Source organism: Flavobacterium sp. DSR2-3-3 (assembly GCF_049896585.1).
Taxonomy (GTDB): Bacteria; Bacteroidota; Bacteroidia; order Flavobacteriales; family Flavobacteriaceae; genus Flavobacterium.
Window position 1 is genome coordinate 205,709 of sequence record NZ_JAFCUP010000001.1, and the last position, 16,984, is coordinate 222,692.

16 protein-coding genes are annotated in these 16,984 nt (G+C 35.1%); 6 read left to right on the forward strand and 10 right to left on the reverse strand.

Annotated elements, in window-relative coordinates; all coding sequences use genetic code 11:
* The first annotated feature begins 83 nt into the window (after positions 1-83).
* From ACP7AQ_RS00870 to ACP7AQ_RS00880, 3 genes are all read left to right on the forward strand, one after another.
* Positions 84-1,262 carry an acyl-CoA dehydrogenase family protein gene (locus tag ACP7AQ_RS00870; protein ID WP_426094034.1) on the forward strand — a complete coding sequence of 393 codons (1,179 nt, stop codon included), beginning with the start codon at positions 84-86 and terminating at the stop codon, positions 1,260-1,262.
* A gap of 92 nt (positions 1,263-1,354) precedes the next feature.
* The gene (locus tag ACP7AQ_RS00875; RefSeq protein WP_426094035.1) at positions 1,355-2,137 is read left to right on the forward strand and encodes a DUF3050 domain-containing protein; all 783 of its coding nucleotides are present in this window, start codon (positions 1,355-1,357) and stop codon (positions 2,135-2,137) included.
* A 148-nt stretch (positions 2,138-2,285) separates the two neighbouring features.
* Complete coding sequence (locus tag ACP7AQ_RS00880; RefSeq protein WP_426094036.1) at positions 2,286-3,182, forward strand: serine/threonine protein phosphatase; 897 nt, start codon at positions 2,286-2,288, stop codon at positions 3,180-3,182.
* A 34-nt stretch (positions 3,183-3,216) separates the two neighbouring features.
* Here ACP7AQ_RS00880 and ACP7AQ_RS00885 read toward each other — a convergent pair whose 3' ends face one another.
* The 6 genes from ACP7AQ_RS00885 to trmB all read right to left on the reverse strand — a co-directional run bounded on the left by ACP7AQ_RS00885 (position 3,217) and on the right by trmB (position 7,095).
* Complete coding sequence (locus tag ACP7AQ_RS00885) at positions 3,217-3,534, reverse strand: 2Fe-2S iron-sulfur cluster-binding protein (protein ID WP_426090392.1); 318 nt, start codon at positions 3,532-3,534, stop codon at positions 3,217-3,219.
* A gap of 158 nt (positions 3,535-3,692) precedes the next feature.
* Entirely contained in the window at positions 3,693-3,932 is a 240-nt protein-coding gene (locus ACP7AQ_RS00890; protein WP_113636516.1) for a NifU family protein, read from the reverse strand.
* 82 nt (positions 3,933-4,014) lie between these two features.
* Positions 4,015-5,169 (reverse strand): P-loop NTPase, encoded by a 1,155-nt coding sequence (locus ACP7AQ_RS00895; RefSeq protein WP_426094037.1) that lies wholly within the window; start codon positions 5,167-5,169, stop codon positions 4,015-4,017.
* 204 nt (positions 5,170-5,373) lie between these two features.
* Positions 5,374-5,703 carry an MGMT family protein gene (locus ACP7AQ_RS00900; protein ID WP_426094038.1) on the reverse strand — a complete coding sequence of 110 codons (330 nt, stop codon included), beginning with the start codon at positions 5,701-5,703 and terminating at the stop codon, positions 5,374-5,376.
* A gap of 48 nt (positions 5,704-5,751) precedes the next feature.
* Positions 5,752-6,387 carry a LysE family transporter gene (locus ACP7AQ_RS00905; protein WP_426094039.1) on the reverse strand — a complete coding sequence of 212 codons (636 nt, stop codon included), beginning with the start codon at positions 6,385-6,387 and terminating at the stop codon, positions 5,752-5,754.
* Between the two features lie 30 nt (positions 6,388-6,417).
* Positions 6,418-7,095: a tRNA (guanosine(46)-N7)-methyltransferase TrmB gene (gene trmB / locus ACP7AQ_RS00910; RefSeq protein WP_426094291.1), complete on the reverse strand. Its 678-nt coding sequence runs from the start codon at positions 7,093-7,095 to the stop codon at positions 6,418-6,420.
* Between the two features lie 233 nt (positions 7,096-7,328).
* Here trmB and ACP7AQ_RS00915 point away from each other — a divergent pair, with 233 nt between their 5' ends.
* Both ACP7AQ_RS00915 and ACP7AQ_RS00920 read left to right on the forward strand, forming a co-directional pair.
* Positions 7,329-8,933 (forward strand): L,D-transpeptidase family protein, encoded by a 1,605-nt coding sequence (locus ACP7AQ_RS00915; RefSeq protein WP_426094040.1) that lies wholly within the window; start codon positions 7,329-7,331, stop codon positions 8,931-8,933.
* A 212-nt stretch (positions 8,934-9,145) separates the two neighbouring features.
* Entirely contained in the window at positions 9,146-11,191 is a 2,046-nt protein-coding gene (locus tag ACP7AQ_RS00920; protein ID WP_426062696.1) for a M13 family metallopeptidase, read from the forward strand.
* A gap of 94 nt (positions 11,192-11,285) precedes the next feature.
* Here ACP7AQ_RS00920 and ACP7AQ_RS00925 read toward each other — a convergent pair whose 3' ends face one another.
* Together ACP7AQ_RS00925 and ACP7AQ_RS00930 are read right to left on the reverse strand one after the other, a co-directional pair.
* Positions 11,286-11,795, reverse strand: a complete 510-nt coding sequence (locus ACP7AQ_RS00925) for a nuclear transport factor 2 family protein (protein WP_426094292.1) — start codon at positions 11,793-11,795, stop codon at positions 11,286-11,288.
* A 13-nt stretch (positions 11,796-11,808) separates the two neighbouring features.
* Positions 11,809-14,301 (reverse strand): AsmA-like C-terminal region-containing protein, encoded by a 2,493-nt coding sequence (locus tag ACP7AQ_RS00930; protein WP_426094041.1) that lies wholly within the window; start codon positions 14,299-14,301, stop codon positions 11,809-11,811.
* Between the two features lie 462 nt (positions 14,302-14,763).
* On the opposite strand from ACP7AQ_RS00930, the gene ACP7AQ_RS00935 reads away from it, so the two are divergent.
* On the forward strand, positions 14,764-16,344 hold the full coding sequence (locus tag ACP7AQ_RS00935; RefSeq protein WP_426062693.1) for a L,D-transpeptidase family protein: 1,581 nt from the start codon (positions 14,764-14,766) through the stop codon (positions 16,342-16,344).
* 103 nt (positions 16,345-16,447) lie between these two features.
* Here ACP7AQ_RS00935 and ACP7AQ_RS00940 read toward each other — a convergent pair whose 3' ends face one another.
* Positions 16,448-16,762 (reverse strand): HPF/RaiA family ribosome-associated protein, encoded by a 315-nt coding sequence (locus ACP7AQ_RS00940; protein ID WP_426062692.1) that lies wholly within the window; start codon positions 16,760-16,762, stop codon positions 16,448-16,450.
* A 12-nt stretch (positions 16,763-16,774) separates the two neighbouring features.
* Complete coding sequence (locus ACP7AQ_RS00945; protein ID WP_426094042.1) at positions 16,775-16,984, reverse strand: hypothetical protein; 210 nt, start codon at positions 16,982-16,984, stop codon at positions 16,775-16,777.

A 16,984-nucleotide genomic window follows, 5' to 3' on the forward strand; every position in this document is an offset into this window, starting at 1 on the left:
CAAATACGTTAAAATATAACAATTGTTAATCGTTTTGTTATATTTCTTTATGTAAATTTGTACTCTATAAAATTCACAAAACCATGAAACCAGACTTATTTCAATCTCCAGATTATTATAACTTAGACGATCTATTAACGGAAGAACACAAATTGGTGCGCGAGTCCGCACGCGCATGGGTAAAAAAAGAGGTATCGCCTATTATTGAAGATTATGCGCAACGTGCTGAATTTCCAAAACAAATCATAAAAGGTTTGGGAGAAATTGGTGGGTTTGGTCCTTATATTCCAGTAGAATATGGCGGTGCCGGTTTAGATCAAATATCTTATGGATTAATCATGCAGGAAATTGAGCGTGGAGATTCTGGCGTTCGTTCCACATCATCTGTACAATCCTCGTTAGTAATGTATCCAATTTGGAAATACGGAAACGAAGAGCAACGCGTAAAATATTTACCGAAGTTGGCTACCGGAGAATACATGGGATGTTTTGGATTAACGGAACCTAACTACGGTTCTGATCCAGGCAGTATGATTACCAACTTTAAAGATATGGGTGACCATTATTTATTGAATGGTGCCAAAATGTGGATTTCTAATGCTCCGTTTGCTGATATTGCCATTGTTTGGGCAAAAAATGAAGAAGGCAGAATTCACGGTTTAATTGTCGAAAGAGGAATGGAAGGTTTCACCACACCAGAAACACATAATAAATGGTCCCTTCGTGCCTCTTCAACTGGAGAATTAATTTTTGATAATGTTAAAGTTCCAAAAGAAAACTTATTACCAAATAAATCTGGATTAGGAGCGCCGCTTGGCTGTCTTGATTCCGCACGTTACGGAATTGCCTGGGGCGCTATTGGTGCTGCCATGGACTGTTATGATACTGCTTTACGCTATGCGAAAGAAAGAATTCAGTTTGACAAACCTATTGCAGGAACACAATTGCAACAAAAGAAATTGGCTGAAATGATTACTGAAATCACCAAAGCACAATTGTTGACTTGGAGACTAGGCGTTTTAAGAAATGAAGGAAGAGCTACTACAGCTCAAATCTCAATGGCCAAAAGAAATAATGTAGATATGGCAATTCATATTGCCCGCGAAGCCAGACAAATGTTGGGTGGAATGGGAATTACCGGAGAATATTCTATCATGCGACACATGATGAATTTAGAATCGGTGATTACGTATGAAGGAACACATGACATCCATTTGCTAATTACCGGCATGGATATAACCGGGATTCCAGCTTTTAAATAGTTGTAAACGATTATTAAAGTATTAATAAAATTGATAGTAAAAGCTTCTTGGAAACAGGAAGCTTTTTTATATTTACATAAAAAATAATACCTATGAATATTGAAACGATCAACAATAGCATTCAGCCCCAAAAAGAACTATTGTTACAACATTCTTTATACAAAAAAGTAAAAACCGTTGAGAATTTACAATCTTTTCTTGAAAATCATGTTTATGCAGTTTGGGATTTTATGTCATTACTGAAAGCATTACAATCTAAATTGACTTGCACAACAACTCCATGGTTTGCCACACAAAATCCTGAGACCAGATATTTAATTAACGAAATTGTCCTTGCGGAAGAATCTGATTTAACAAAAGACGGGAAGCGCTCAAGTCATTACGAAATGTACATTGAAGCAATGGAAGCGTGCAACGCTAACACGGATGGAATCAAACAATTTCTAAATGAAGTGGATTCGCTTAAAAACATATTTGTTGCGATTAAAACCAGCCATTTACACCCAAATATTAAAGCTTTTTTAGACTTTACTTTCAGAGTTATTGAAGAAGGGAAAACACATGAAATAGCGGCCGCTTTTACTTTTGGAAGAGAAGATTTAATTCCAAGTATGTTCACTGAAATCTTGAAAAATTTTCAAGCAAATTTCCCGGATACTGATTTGAGTAAACTCCTTTATTATTTTGAAAGACACATAGAACTGGATGCTGACGAACACGGTCCAATGGCAATGAAAATGATAACAGAACTTTGTGGAACGGATGCACAAAAATGGTCCGACGTAGAAGAAGTTTCAAAATTAGCCTTAGAAAAACGCATCGGACTTTGGGATGCTATTGAAGAAACAATTATGATGAAAGTGGAATTAGCATAAAATTTATTCTTCCTTATAAAAATAACTTATTGTTTGAAATTAATTATCTTATTTTAAAATAATGAAAAACACTTTCTGATAATAAGTACCGATGAAAAAAATAGCTTTATTAGCTATTTTTTTTATCTTTATTTTTTAAATTAAATAAATGTCTTCCCAAGAACGATTAACCAGAGCTTATAAAGAAGCACAAAGAATTCCTTTTGACAATCAATCAAAATTCATCCTTTTTAGCGACTGCCACAGAAGCGATAATAGTTTTGCCGATGATTTTGCAAGTAATCGAAATGTGTATTTTCATGCAATGACTCAATATTATAATGATGGCTTTACGTATTGCGAATTAGGAGATGGAGATGAATTATGGGAAAACATCTTCTTTAAAACTATTTTTGAAGCACACAAAAACGTCTATCTTCTGCTTAAAAAATTTCACGATTCCGACAGATACCTAAAAATCTGGGGGAATCATGAAATGACTTTTCGAGATAAAGATCATGTAGAAAAAACGCTTACGACGTACACAAACACACAAAATGACAAGCTTGAACCTTTATTTACCGGCATCAAATGCCATGAAGCCCTCGTTTTAGTTCATCGGGAAACCAAACAGGAATTGTTTTTGACACATGGACATCAAGCTGATTTTATGAATTACGTAGGCTGGAAAATCAACAGATTTATGGTCCGTATTTTATGGAAACCACTCCAAATTTGGGGAATATCCGATCCGACAAGTCCTGCTAAAAATTACGTGGAACGAATAAAAATCGAACTCCGAATAAAAAAATGGATTGAGAACAACAATCGCAAAATTACTATTGTAGGCCATACTCATCGTCCAAGTTTTTCTTATCCAAATGAAAAATCAACACCTTACTTCAATGACGGAAGCTGCGTACATCCCAGAAGCATTACCGGAATTGAAATAGTAAATGGAACCATAACACTTATAAAATGGTTTATCGACACGAAGGAAAATGGCATTCTGCAAGTTGTTAGAGAAGTACTTGAAGGCCCAACAAATCTAAAAGATTATAAATAAAGAAAGCGTTTGTCAAGGCAAACGCTTTCTTTATTTAATTTTCCGGAGCCAACTCCAATTCTAATCCTTCGAGGCTTTCGGTGATTGGGATTTGACAGCCCAAACGACTATTTGATTTGACGTAAAATGCTTCTGAAAGCATCGCTTCTTCATCATCGCCCATTTCTGGTAAAGGCACTTCATTCAACACATAACACTGACAAGAAGCACACATGGCCATTCCGCCACAAGTCCCTTCTACAGGAAGCTCATAAGCTTTACATAATTCCATGATATTCATGGCCATATCTGTAGGAGCTTGTAATTCATGCACTACTCCTTCTCTATCTTTAATTTTTATTAATACATCCATAAATCAGCTATGAGTTATAAGTTATGAGTTGTGTGTTTGCGTGAGGGATAGAAGCTAGCTACCGAAGTAGCGCGTATAGCCCGACCGTTTTAAGAAAAAAGGCAAATACTCGTTGTATTGAGTAGCCTTTTTTCTTAAAAGGGGCACGCCCAAAAGCTTTATAGAATATTTACAACAGTTTCTATTTGTGGTGCAAACTTTTTGATGGTGGTTTCCACGCCTGCCCTTAGTGTCATTTGGTTTACGCTGCAACTGGTGCATGCGCCTTCGAGACGTACTTTTACATGTTTGTCGTCCTCGATGGAGATTAATGTGATGTCACCGCCGTCAGAATTTAAAAAGGGTCTGATTTCTTCAAGTGCTTTTTGCACTTCTACAAATAATTCTTCTGTTGTCATAATTTAGACTTATTAGATTTTCTGACCTTTTTAGGTTTTTAGATCTCTTAGTTTGTCTAAGTAGTCTAAAAATCTAAGTAGTCTATTTTTTTACTGCGGAACAACCGGCCATAGTTGTAATTTTAACAGCCTCTGTTGCAGGTAAATTTTCGTTTCTGCTTACTACTTCCCGCACCACATTTCTGGTGATTTCTTCGAAAACTGTTTCGATAACGGAACCCGTTTGCATTGCTGCCGGACGACCGTAATCTCCAGCTTCACGGATGGATTGTATGATTGGCACTTCACCAAGGAACGGAACACTCAAATCCTCTGCAAGATTTCTGGCTCCTTCTTTTCCAAAGATGTAGTATTTATTTTCAGGTACTTGCTTCGCCTGTTCGCTTTCGCTCGAGTCTTCAGGTGTGAAGTATGCCATATTTTCAATAATCCCTAAAACAGGAACATTTATAGCTTCTGACATGAACATAGAAACTCCCTTTTTAGCATCGGCCAAAGCTACAGCTTGTGGCGTACTTACAATTACAACACCTGTGATAGGTAATGATTGCACGATAGAAAGGTGAATATCTCCTGTTCCAGGAGGCAAATCGACTAACATAAAATCCAATTCTCCCCAGTCCGCATCAAAAATCATTTGGTTCAATGCTTTGGAAGCCATAGGTCCTCTCCAAATTACCGCTTGACTCGGAGCTGTAAAAAATCCTATCGAAAGAATTTTTACTTCGTAGCTTTCCACGGGTTTCATTTTTGATTTCCCATCCACCATGACAGAGATTGGTTTTTCATTTTCTACGTCAAACATGATTGGCATCGATGGTCCGTAAATATCAGCATCCAAAATTCCAACTGAAAAACCCATTTTTGCTAACGATACCGCAAGATTTGCGGTTACTGTAGATTTTCCTACTCCTCCTTTACCAGAGGCAACACCAATAATGTTTTTTATTCCCGGTATCGATTTCCCTTTGATTTCTGGTTTGTCCGGAACTTCAACTTTACTATTGATTTTGATTTTAGCATCTGGAGATACTAATTCAAGAATTGTTTTTTTGATATCGTCTTCAGCACGTTTTTTAATGTGCATTGCCGGCGTGTGCAATACTAAATCTACCACAACCTCATCGCCAAAAGTAATCACATTTGCTATCGCGCCACTTTCAACCATATTTTTTCCTTCTCCGGCTATAGTAATTGTTTCTAAAGCTTTAAGAATGTCTTTTCTGTCTAATTTCATTTTTAGTTTACTGTTTTCTATTGGCATTTTAGCGCCAGAATATTATCTTTATTTAAACTGATTTCAGATTACAAAGATACTATGAAAAGTTCTTATTTTAAAGGATTTGTATCGGATTTATTGATGCGAAAATTGATGTTGGTTATCATCTAATTAAAGTTTTTAATCGGGAAACAGTATTATGAAGACGAAAAATCTAATCAATTATTCCAATCGAACATCAGGTTGCCAGAAATGCTTCTCGAAATCCACAATTTGGTTGTCAATCACAACAATTCCCTCGTTTTCCAATAATTGTTGCATCAGATTGGTTCCGTCAAAATGCAATTTCCCTGTGAGTAATCCTTTTCGGTTCACGACGCGATGTGCCGGAATATCTTCAAGACTATGCGAAGCATTCATTGCCCAGCCAACCATTCGAGCAGAACGAGCGGTTCCCAAGGACTTTGCTATGGCGCCATACGAAGTGACTTTCCCATAAGGAATTTGTCTGGCGACGGCATATACTCTTTCGAAAAAATTGTCATTTGACATGGTTCTACATCTAATAAAAAAGAAATTCTTATGGTTTTGGTTAAAAATCTACTTTAAATAATACCGAATAATATTGATTAAAGTGATTAAAGAGATTAATCCTGTAATGCTTCCTATGATGGTATTCATATTGCGCATGAAATAATCTGTTTTATCTTGAATTTTCTGAAAGAAAGTAATATAACAGTAAAACACTAAAAAAGAGCCTAATACGACCCCTGAAACAAAAATAAAAACATGAAACATTTCGAAATAAAACAAATTGTAAGACGCTAACGTAACACTTACAAAAACATAATAAGGAATGGGGAAAAAGTTAAGTGCTGAGAGCAGCACTCCAAGAAAAAAACGAGTGGAAGTGCTCTTTTTTTTAATTATTTCTTTTTTCTTTTTGGGTTTTTTAGCAATCAACAAGAAATAGACTGTCAATGATGCAAATATTCCCAAACCCACTTCACGCAGCAAAACAATTACATCCGGGTGCTCTTTAATAAATTGCGCAAACAATATTGCGAGCGCTGCCTGAAAGAAAATTACAATTACCGCACCCAGAACAAACCAGTAAGCACTTCTTTTTCCTTCTTTGAGATTTACTTTAGCTGCTGTCATATTGATTAATCCCGGAGGCGTAATCCCTATAAAGGCAGTAATAAAACCCAATAGTAAAGAAGTAAATAAATTCATAGGTAAAGTGCAAGAATCGAAAAAGTAAAACTATTCTTTAATTTTAAATCGAATATACGTAATTGCTTTGTTAACTTCCAAATATTGTTTTTCATAAAAAGTTTGAAATGCGGTCACTTCCTCCGGACTTCCCTCGTTTACGTATACATTATGATTGGCGTACAAAACTTCATGTCCTTCGCCGTGCAACAATCCAAGGGTATATCCATGCATGAATTCACTGTCGGTTTTCAAGTTTACAACACCGTCTTTTTTGAGGATTTTTTTATACAATTGCAAAAACTCCGAATTTGTCATTCTGTGTTTCGTGCGTTTGTATTTGATTTGTGGATCCGGAAACGTAATCCAGATTTCATCTACTTCGTTTTCAGCAAAAATATGGTTGACTAATTCAATTTGGGTTCTGATAAAAGCCACATTGTATAATCCGGTTTCAACTGCCGTTTTGGCTCCACGCCAGAAACGTGCTCCTTTGATATCGATTCCAACAAAATTTTTATTTGGATACCTTTCAGCAAGACCAACAGAATATTCCCCTTTTCCACAGCCTAATTCCAGCACTAATGGATTTTCATTTTTGAAGAATTCCGAATTCCATTTACCTTTAAGTGGAAATAAATCTGCTACCACTTCTTCTCTTGTTGGTTGAAAAACGTTTGTAAATGTTTCGTTTTCCTTGAATCTTTTTAATTTATTTTTGCTTCCCACTTTTTCAAAATATTTCGGCAAAATTAAGGAAATATAATAGACCGAATGGTGAACAAGTGAAAAAATGAAAAAACGTTTACGAAATCACTATTGTCTTTATCGTTTTTTACGCAATCTTTTGCAAAAATGTTTCCAAAAGAAATGACAATTGTACTATTTCAATTCTTAACTTCATTGTTAATTCACTTTTTACAAAGAAAATATTTCTGTATCTTTATGCAAATAATCATGCTATGAAAAACGTTGTTTTATCTATTGCACTACTATTATTCAGCTTTTCACTTGTTTATGCTTACCATACCAATGCCAAAAAGATTACAAATACCTATTTTGCTCAAACATTCCCAAAATATAAAGCAGAAAGATATTTCGTCAAGATTGACAGTTCGATTATTTCGAGATTTTTTAAAACATATCCGAATTTAAAAAAATACAAATCGGATGTTCAGATCTTATATAAAAAGAGAGATTATAATTCCATTTGGCTTGATGGTAAAGGTGTTATCGAGTTTTCCAATTTATTATATTCCAAAGTAAATCAACTTGAAGAGGAAGGGCTACTTTCCCGATTTGCCTACAAAGAACGAACTGACTTGATTTTCAATAAAAAAACACCAAACAATCTTACCACCACCGAAACAGAGCTTTTACTATCAGCAATGTATATCTTCTATGCAAAAAAAGTATATAAAGGCATCGACATCGAAAAAATCAGAGAAATTGGATGGTTTTTACCAACAAAAAATCTCTCATACGAGACCCTTCTAGATTCTTTGTTGGCGGATCCAGAATTATTGGATAAAAATGAGAAACAGCTCTTTAGTCAGTATTACAAATTGCGTACTGTTTTAAAAAAATACCGCCAAATAGAGCAGAATGGAGATTGGAATTTAATAGTTAGAGATTCTTCAATACTGGAATACAAACCTGGTGATGACTCACGGACCATTGGTCAAATCAGACAACGACTCGCTGTAACCGGAGATTTAGAGCAAGATTCCAAAAGTAATTTATACGATGAGGATTTAATGACCGGAATACTGAATTTTAAGAAAAGAAATGGCTATAAACCTGATTATATAATTACATCAAGCCACATTCAAAGAATGAATATTCCTATTGAAAATTACATCAAAACCATTATGGTCAATATGGAACGTTGCAGATGGATTGCTCCAGAGTTGACAAAAGCGGAAGAATACATCATTATAAACATTCCCTCTTTTAAACTGATTTACAAAAGAAATGGCATAACCGAATTAGAATCGAATGTGTTTGTGGGCGGAACCATGAATGAAACCGTCATTTTTAGCAGTAATATCAGCCATTTGATATTTAGCCCGTATTGGAACATACCGACAAGTATCGTTCAAAGCGAAATAAAAACGGCTATGGATCGCGACAAAAACTATTTGGCAGATAATGACATGGAATATAATAAAGGCAGAGTAAGGCAGAAACCCGGTCCTAAAAATCTTTTAGGAAAAGTCAAATTTATGTTTCCAAGTGCCTCCGATATTTATTTACACGATTCGCCCGCCAAAAGTTTATTTGATTCTGAATACCGGGCGTATAGTCATGGATGCATCAATGTAAATAAAGCACAGGAGTTGGCTTATTTAATTTTAAAAAATGATAAGGACTGGCCAGCTGATCGCATCAAGAAAGCCATGGACGGCGGCAAAGAAACCACATGCATCCTAAAAAAGAAAATTCCGGTTCACATTGGATATTTCACTACCTGGGTAAATGATTCCGGTGAAGTTAGTTTTTTTAATGACATCTATCAACGTGACGACCGTTTAGCGGAACTTCTTTTTTCTGATGACACCAAATAAAAGGACTGTACTCACGGTTTAATTTTGAACTTAACTTATTGATTCAACGGAATAAAACACGAAAAAAATAGAGACATTTCGCAAGAAAGAAATGAATTCGATGATTTAAGATAATATGTTAAACTTTTTTTAGCATCAATGTACTAATAATCAATTAAATAAGATTATGCTAGATTTTTTATATTATATTTGATATTCTAAAAACCCAATTTATGAAATCAAAACCACACCCAATTAAAACACAACTAGTGTTGGCATCGTCCATTTTATTGTTGGCTGCTTTTTCTACTTTTGAAAAGTCAGACAAAACAATTTCCGGAATTAATACAGAAAACATGGACACATCCATTCAGCCAGGTGATAATTTTGATGCGTATGTCAACGGCGCTTGGATGAAAAAAACTAAAATACCGGACGATAAAGCCTCTTATGGCGTTGGCTATATGGTACATGAAAAAGCACAAGAAGACGTTAAGGCCATTATTGAAGCTTCCTCCAAAGGTAAGTTTGCAACAGGTTCTGATGAACAAAAAATTGGGGACTTTTACGAAGCCTTCATGGATACTAAAATAAGGGATCAAAAAGGAATTGCGCCGTTACTTCCTGAATACAAAAAAATTGACGCTATCAACAACTACAATGATTTGGCTGCTTATTTTGGATATGCCAATAAATCCGGAATCAACATTCCTTTTTCCGTTTCGGTAATGGAGGATTTAAAAGATCCAACCCAGTACATGCTTATTTCCTGGCAGGGTGGTTTAGGATTACCTGATAGAGAATATTACTCTCTTGTAGATGCTAAATCTAAGGAAATCCAAAAAAAATACGTAATCCATATCGAGAAAACGTTACAGCTTGGAGGGATTGCCAATGCTCCCGATTTAGCCAAAAAAATCATGGCGTTAGAAACAACTTTGGCTGCCCAACACATGAAAAAAGAACAAACCCGTGACATAGTAAAACTGTACAACAAATATGATATTTCTGATTTGGACCAACTTATGCCTGATTTTAACTGGGACAACATGCTAAAAAACGCCGGAATTCTTAATCAACAAAACATTGTTGTTGCACAAATTGATTATCTCAAATCGCTCAATAACATTATTAAAACAACACCTTTAACTACTTGGAAAGGTTATCTGAAATGGAATGCTATTCATGGAGCGGCAAGATCTTTGAACACGGCTTTAGACAATGAAAACTTTGACTTCTATGGCAAAACCCTGAACGGAATCCGAACACAACAACCACTATGGAGAAGAGGTGTTGACAGGGTCAATAATAACCTTGGTGAAATAGTAGGAAAGGTCTATGTAAAAAAACATTTCTCTCCTCAAGCCAAAGAAGAAGTAACACTGTTAGTCAAAAACCTACTTAAAGCCTACGGGGAAAGCATAAAAAACTTGGACTGGATGAGTCCGGTAACAAAAAAACAAGCCTTGGACAAACTCTCTAAATTCACTCCGAAAATTGGTTATCCTGACAAGTGGAGAGATTATTCAACTTTAAAAGTTGTTAAAGGCGATTTATACGGAAACCAGCAAAAAGCCACTGATTTTGAATACAACAGACAAATTAACAAATTAGGAAAACCTGTTGACAGAACTGAATGGGGAATGACTCCACAAACCGTAAACGCATATTACAATCCGCCACTTAATGAGATTGTATTTCCTGCCGCTATATTGCAGCCACCTTACTTTAATTTAAAAGTTGAAAACGCAGCAAACTATGGTGGAATTGGTGCAATAATCGGACACGAAATAGGCCATGGTTTTGACGACCAAGGAAGTAGCTTTGATGGTGACGGAGTGCTGCGCAATTGGTGGACACCGGAAGATTTAACCGCTTTTAAGCAAAAAACAGGTGCATTAGTCGCACAGTACAATACCTTCAAAGTATTTCCTGACCTCAATGTAAATGGGGAATTTACCCAAGGGGAAAACATTGGCGATTTAGGCGGATTATCCATTGCCATAAAAGCATATAAAATGAGTTTGGAAGGAAAAGAATCACCTGTTTTAGATGGCTTTACAGGCGATCAACGAGTATTGTTAAGTTGGGGACAATGTTGGTTAAATAAAAGTCGGGAGGAAGCTTTGCGAAATCAAATTGCTACCGATCCGCATTCACCCGCAAAATTTAGAGTCAATGGTGTAGTGCGTAATATTCCTGAGTTCTATACCGCTTTCAAAATAAAACCAACAGACTCATTGTATCTGGCACCCGAGAAAAGAGTCAAAATCTGGTAATTATCCGATTTATAGATTAATGAAAACCTCTGCTTTTTTCGCAGAGGTTTTTTTGTACAAAAAAGAGAATAACTGATTAGCTACTAAGATAAATTTATTGCTTCGATTTTAAGGTTTGTATCAACGCATCGTCCAGCGTTGACTTTACTTTAACGACTTCATTCGAATTTTCATTTGGAATCGTCATCGATAGAACATATTGTTTTATTTTCCACTCGGTGCCTATTTTTACCAAAACACCCGACCCTCTACAAATTTTCATTTGTGTATTCAGCAATTCGTCAAACCAAGCTGTTTTACCCGTTTTATCAAAATAAATATGGCGTTCTAATGTGGTGAAATTCCACGCTTTTCCTTTATCAAAATGTGGCTTAGAATAGGCTTGAAAAGCTATTTTATTCCAATTCTCTGTCGCATCAGTACCAATGAAAACAGCATCATCAGTCATTAAAGAAAAATAATCGTTATAGTTAGCATCTGCCGCAGCTTTATGCCAGGAATTTAATGTGGCGTTGATATTTGCTTTTGAAATTGATTGGTTCTCCATTATGCTTTTGCAACGCGATAAAGTGACAACCACAAGAACAGTCAGTAGTATTTTCATGTGCTTTTTGTGTTCATTCATGATTTTTATTCCATTTTATATTTATTTTTCCATCAACGTCAACGGCTAATAAATGCAATACAATTCCTTTATTTCGATTTTCAGCTCTTTCATTTTTATCCGTGATACCCTCATCCTTTTTTGGATTTCTCAATGGAATAGTGATCGCTAAATTTGTCCCTCTGTTAAACGAATAAATGCCGTTTACATCTAAGTTTAAAACGCTGGAGCTCACTTTCAGATCATTAACAGCTACTAAATCGCCATTGATTTTAAAGTTTCCTGACAAATCTCTAAACACGATATTGTTCACATTTCTAAAAGGAAAAGCAAATTTTCCAATATTTGTAATCGGTTTAAAATCGATTAAAGTCCCTTGATTCACATCGAATTTGGCATCGCCGGAAAGCGAATTTTTCTTTAGTTGTCCGCCGGAAAGCAGCGTTCCTTTCAACGATGCCGAAGACGTCAAAAATCCTTTTATGTTTTTAGGTTCAAAGGATTCAATCCCAAAATTATTCAACGAAGTCAGGAAACGGGAAATATTCACCCGATTGATTTTCGCATTGGATTCCAAAAGGAAATTATCCCCATATGGCGCTAACTGACCGTCAAAAGAAATTATCCCGCCAGAACTTTGCACCCAGCCATTTTTCACAATTAATTTATTGTTACGTAATAAAATGGTAGCTTTAGCATTAGTCGCTTCGAGCTTACTATACACCATTTTATCTGCTTTAACATTTAACACCATTTGGCTTTTTTCAATTACGGAATACAATTCATCTGAAAAATCATCTTTTTTATTCTTGGTTTTTGAAGCTTTTTTACCCGAACTGGTAAAAACACCTACAAACTGTTTCACATCCAGAAAAGGAGCATAAATATCCCAATTAACGAGCATTTTTTCAGGATTTTCATAATATAACGTCAGGAAATTATTAATTTTTCCTTCCATAAAAACCGTGTTGCGACGGTCTTTAAAATTAATTTTTTTTATCAACAAAGCTTGCTCCGTAAAATCAAGCTGAATTTCTGTTTTTACGAAAGTCAAATTCCTTGGACCATAATTAACTGTTGCATTTTTAACTTCTACACTTCCTGTGAATAACGGTTTCTGTATTTTTAAATCTCTAATATCAAATTTGAAATCCAAATTCACTTCAGCTTGACCATTAGAAAAATGCATTAAATCCTTGTTGACTATCTCATTCAGTCGGGAAACGGGAAAATCCGATTTAAAACTTCCTGCTGCAGTGGTTTTTTCAAAATTGGAAATAATCCCGATTGGAATTGCAAATGGAATCGTTTTGTATTTCCCCGAAAATTCTGTTAAAGTAATTGTCGAGTTAGTGTCGTTGCAGCCTGCTCCTTTTTTATATTGGTTGGTGAATGTAGCGCCAAAACTACAGTGGGTGATAATTCCGTCAGGTATCGTGAGTTCATTATTTTTTATATTCGTAGTCACGACAATCTCCGGATCACCTTCAGCATTCATATCGCCCACAATCGTACAACCCACATTTATTGGCTTTTTTAAGTCAAATTGATTGATTCGACTACTAATATTAGCGCTCAATAATTCTGAAGCATCTTTCCACAAAATGTCGGTTTTAATAACAATATCAAAAGGAGACTTGTTTTTGTCCAAACTAAAATGTGCGTTAATATCAAAAAGTTCTATTCCTATTTTGAGATTTTCGGTTGCTACACTGATTTGGTTTTTCTGGTCCGAAAAGTCAACAACCAAAAAGCCTTCAACTATTTTTTCCTTTATAAAACTACCTCTTTTGGTATTGAAAGCCATGTTTTTGGCAAGCGTTTTCACGTACATTTTGGTATGCCAATTGTCATCTTCAAAATCTACTTTGCTTCGTAAAGCTAAAACATTAAAATCAAACAATTTATTTCCCATTTGATTTTCGGAAATGAAATGCACTTGGTCTAAAACAATTTCATTGATGGTGGAAGTAGTCGAACTTTTTGAATTTTTACCTTTTGGCTTTGGTTTAAAAATACCGGTATTTACGATTCCGTTCTTTCCTTTAAATAAATACAAAGTTGCTTTTTGAATTTCGATTTTATCGATATTAATTTCATTGGAAATCAAATCCCAAAGATCAATCCTAATCTCAATTTGTTCCGCTTTTAGGAGGGTCCGCTTATGAACAACCCACAAACTATCTTTCAATTCCACTTGGCTTAACGCCAAAGTCATATTGGGAAAGCCCTTTAAAAATTTGTATCTAATATCGCCAATATCAATTTTTCCTGTAATATTTTCGTTGATTTTAGTATTGATTTGGGTAATAATTTCCGCTTTGTTATTTTTAAAATAAAGTGCTAAAAGCCCAGAAGAAAGCATAAAAAACACAACTACTCCCAAAAAGAAAAAACCAATTCTTTTGAAAATTTTCTTAAAACCCGTTGTTTTAAAATATGTTTTTGTTTCCTGCCAAAATTGGTTCATCTGAATTTCTTTACTGTTCTCAAATAAAGATAGCATAAAAACTGGTTTTCCTACTGCTTTAAATCTACAAAATATGATTCGGCTTCCTAAACATCCGTTTGAGCCTTGTACCTTTTACTATTTCAAACTTCGGAAAGTATTTGAAATAATAACACCCTCAAAAAAGTGGTATTAAACTTTAAATTAAAACCTTACCTCTATAATAACAGGAGACAAAAACGGCAAAATAGTTGTGTAAAAAGCACTATTATTTTCATAATTTTTGGATTTTAAAAAATTTATCCAACGCTAAATTTCGTTTTAGAAAACAAAAACAAAATCGCAACTAATTTATTAATAAGTACTTATAAATTATTTTTCTTTCCCTTTTACTGTTAAACCACAGGTCATATTTTAAAGTTGAAAAACTCAGTCCGTCCAATTCTGGTAGTACGGCACGTGATTTGACGTATTTTTGTAGGCCCATAATTGTGTTCTTCACAAATTAAAAGTTGACTTATGAAAAAATTATTTTCGCCAATACTAATTGTTGTTTTTACGATACTATTTACTGCCGTTTCCTGTAAAAAGAAAAGCAATATTGATTTGCCAATAAATCAAACGAGTACAAATACCATTGAAGTTGCTTTTGACAGTACGCAAATCAAAACCTTCTTTAAAAAATATCCAAAACTGAAAAATTATCAGGGCGATGTAGAAAAATTATACCGTAAACATCAATTTCATTACATCTGGTTTGACAAAGATGGACTTAATGAATTTGCGGGTTTGTTGTACAATAAAGTGAACAATTTGGCTGTTGAAGGAATCGAAACCGTAATTCCTTACAAGGAAAAATTAGAAGATATCTATGACAATCCGGAGGAAAATCAGAAAGCGAATATTGACACCGAACTATTGAGCTCTTCACTGTACTTTTTTTATGCTGATAAAGTATACGATGGTATCAGTACTCAAAAAACGAAAGATTTAGGCTGGTTTTTGCCAAGAAAAAAACAATCGTATGTCAATTATTTAGATTCATTGTTAATCAATCCTACGCTTATCAACAAAGATGAAAAAGGGGTTTTAAAACAATATTACCTGCTTAAAGACGTCTTGCAGGAATACCGTAAAATAGAAAAAAAAGGCGGGTGGAAAACCATTGCGTTAGATCCAAATGTCAAATCGTACAAACCTGGTGATAGTGCCGCTACAATTGCGCAAATCAGAACGCGTTTATTAATTACTGGTGATCTTAGCCGAGATTCTAAAAGCGCTGTATATGATGATGAATTAGCAACCGGAATTTTGAAATTTAAAAAAAGAAGTGGCAATACCATTAACAAAACAATTCTGCCGGAACATATCAATTATATGAACGTTTCCGTTGCAGCCCGTATCAAAACCCTCATGGTCAATATGGAACGCTGTAGATGGATTTCAAATGACATTACCAAATCTAAGGAACTAATTGTTGTGAATATTCCAGCGTATGAACTGACTTTTTTCAGAAACGGAATCCCGGAATTACGTTCCAAAGTTGTGGTGGGAAAAACGATGCATAAAACCGTTATTTTTAGTGCCCCAATGAAATATATTGTTTTTAGACCGTACTGGAATGTGCCCGCAAGTATTTTAAAGAAAGAAATTCTTCCTGCCATCGAAAAGAATCCAAATTACTTGGCCGAACATGATATGGAGTGGAAAGATGATTATGTGAGACAAAAACCCGGCCCGGAAAACTCATTGGGACTTGTAAAATTCTTATTCCCAAATTCGAATGCGATTTATTTGCACGATACTCCATCCAAAAGTTTATTTGGTAAAGAAGACCGTGCGTTCAGCCACGGATGCATACGTGTAGCCAAGCCAAAAGAACTTGCTGCGATGATTATGAAGAACGACAAAAAATGGAATCCTGAAAAGATAGAAACTGCAATGAATAGCGGGGAGGAATATTGGTATACGCTAAAAAATAAAATTCCAGTCTATATTGGTTATTTCACCGCGTGGGTAAGTGATGATGGAGTTGTACATTTCTATGAAGACATATACAAAAGAGATGAAACTTTGGCGACGTTATTATTTGACAAATAAAGAGCACCTTCTTTCACTCGAGAATAATTAACAAAAAAAATGACACTATCTTATTTAGACAGTGTCATTTTAGTTTTATGCTTGGTTGCCTACGGGCAACTATTTAGTGCGCTTTCTGTTTTTCGAAAGCTGTGTCTAATACTTTTTTGATTTTGTCTAATGCACCTTGAAAGGCTTTTTCGGTAGTATCGGCATGATTGGTAACTGCAACGGGCTGCATATTATTTGGTCGGGCTTCTATAAGGCATCGTTTGTCATTGACTCCGGATTTATCACTGTTTTCGTCACCAAGATGCACTTCTAATCGGGTTATTTTATCTTCAAAACGGGACAAAGCTGTTCCTACTTCTTCTGCGATATACGCTTTCAAACGTGCGTTTCCTTCTACATTGTTGTCTGTGTTAATCTGTACTATCATATTTTTATTTATTTAATGTTGACTTTCAAATTTACCGATTGCAGTGCAAAAAAACGACTGAATTAATAAAACATTGGGAAAATAAAAGAAAGAAATTGTGGAGTTGAGAAAGCGGTAGCCGTGATGCCATAACGCTTTTGCCCAACGGATTTCGGCTTTGGTTTTAGTACTGCGAATGGTTTGTGTAATATTGCACCTCTGTTCTTTGGAAATCTTTTCCAT

What these genes read in the sequence shown, in the direction of transcription:
- ACP7AQ_RS00870 (WP_426094034.1), top strand. Translation starts at nt 84, where the DNA reads ATGAAACCAGACTTATTTCAATCTCCAGATTATTATAACTTAGACGAT.
- ACP7AQ_RS00875 (WP_426094035.1), top strand. Translation starts at nt 1,355, where the DNA reads ATGAATATTGAAACGATCAACAATAGCATTCAGCCCCAAAAAGAACTA.
- ACP7AQ_RS00880 (WP_426094036.1), top strand. Translation starts at nt 2,286, where the DNA reads ATGTCTTCCCAAGAACGATTAACCAGAGCTTATAAAGAAGCACAAAGA.
- ACP7AQ_RS00885 (WP_426090392.1), bottom strand. Translation starts at nt 3,534, where the DNA reads ATGGATGTATTAATAAAAATTAAAGATAGAGAAGGAGTAGTGCATGAA.
- ACP7AQ_RS00890 (WP_113636516.1), bottom strand. Translation starts at nt 3,932, where the DNA reads ATGACAACAGAAGAATTATTTGTAGAAGTGCAAAAAGCACTTGAAGAA.
- ACP7AQ_RS00895 (WP_426094037.1), bottom strand. Translation starts at nt 5,169, where the DNA reads ATGAAATTAGACAGAAAAGACATTCTTAAAGCTTTAGAAACAATTACT.
- ACP7AQ_RS00900 (WP_426094038.1), bottom strand. Translation starts at nt 5,703, where the DNA reads ATGTCAAATGACAATTTTTTCGAAAGAGTATATGCCGTCGCCAGACAA.
- ACP7AQ_RS00905 (WP_426094039.1), bottom strand. Translation starts at nt 6,387, where the DNA reads ATGAATTTATTTACTTCTTTACTATTGGGTTTTATTACTGCCTTTATA.
- ACP7AQ_RS00915 (WP_426094040.1), top strand. Translation starts at nt 7,329, where the DNA reads ATGAAAAACGTTGTTTTATCTATTGCACTACTATTATTCAGCTTTTCA.
- ACP7AQ_RS00920 (WP_426062696.1), top strand. Translation starts at nt 9,146, where the DNA reads ATGAAATCAAAACCACACCCAATTAAAACACAACTAGTGTTGGCATCG.
- ACP7AQ_RS00925 (WP_426094292.1), bottom strand. Translation starts at nt 11,795, where the DNA reads ATGAAAATACTACTGACTGTTCTTGTGGTTGTCACTTTATCGCGTTGC.
- ACP7AQ_RS00930 (WP_426094041.1), bottom strand. Translation starts at nt 14,301, where the DNA reads ATGCTATCTTTATTTGAGAACAGTAAAGAAATTCAGATGAACCAATTT.
- ACP7AQ_RS00935 (WP_426062693.1), top strand. Translation starts at nt 14,764, where the DNA reads ATGAAAAAATTATTTTCGCCAATACTAATTGTTGTTTTTACGATACTA.
- ACP7AQ_RS00940 (WP_426062692.1), bottom strand. Translation starts at nt 16,762, where the DNA reads ATGATAGTACAGATTAACACAGACAACAATGTAGAAGGAAACGCACGT.
- ACP7AQ_RS00945 (WP_426094042.1), bottom strand. Translation starts at nt 16,984, where the DNA reads ATGGAAAAGATTTCCAAAGAACAGAGGTGCAATATTACACAAACCATT.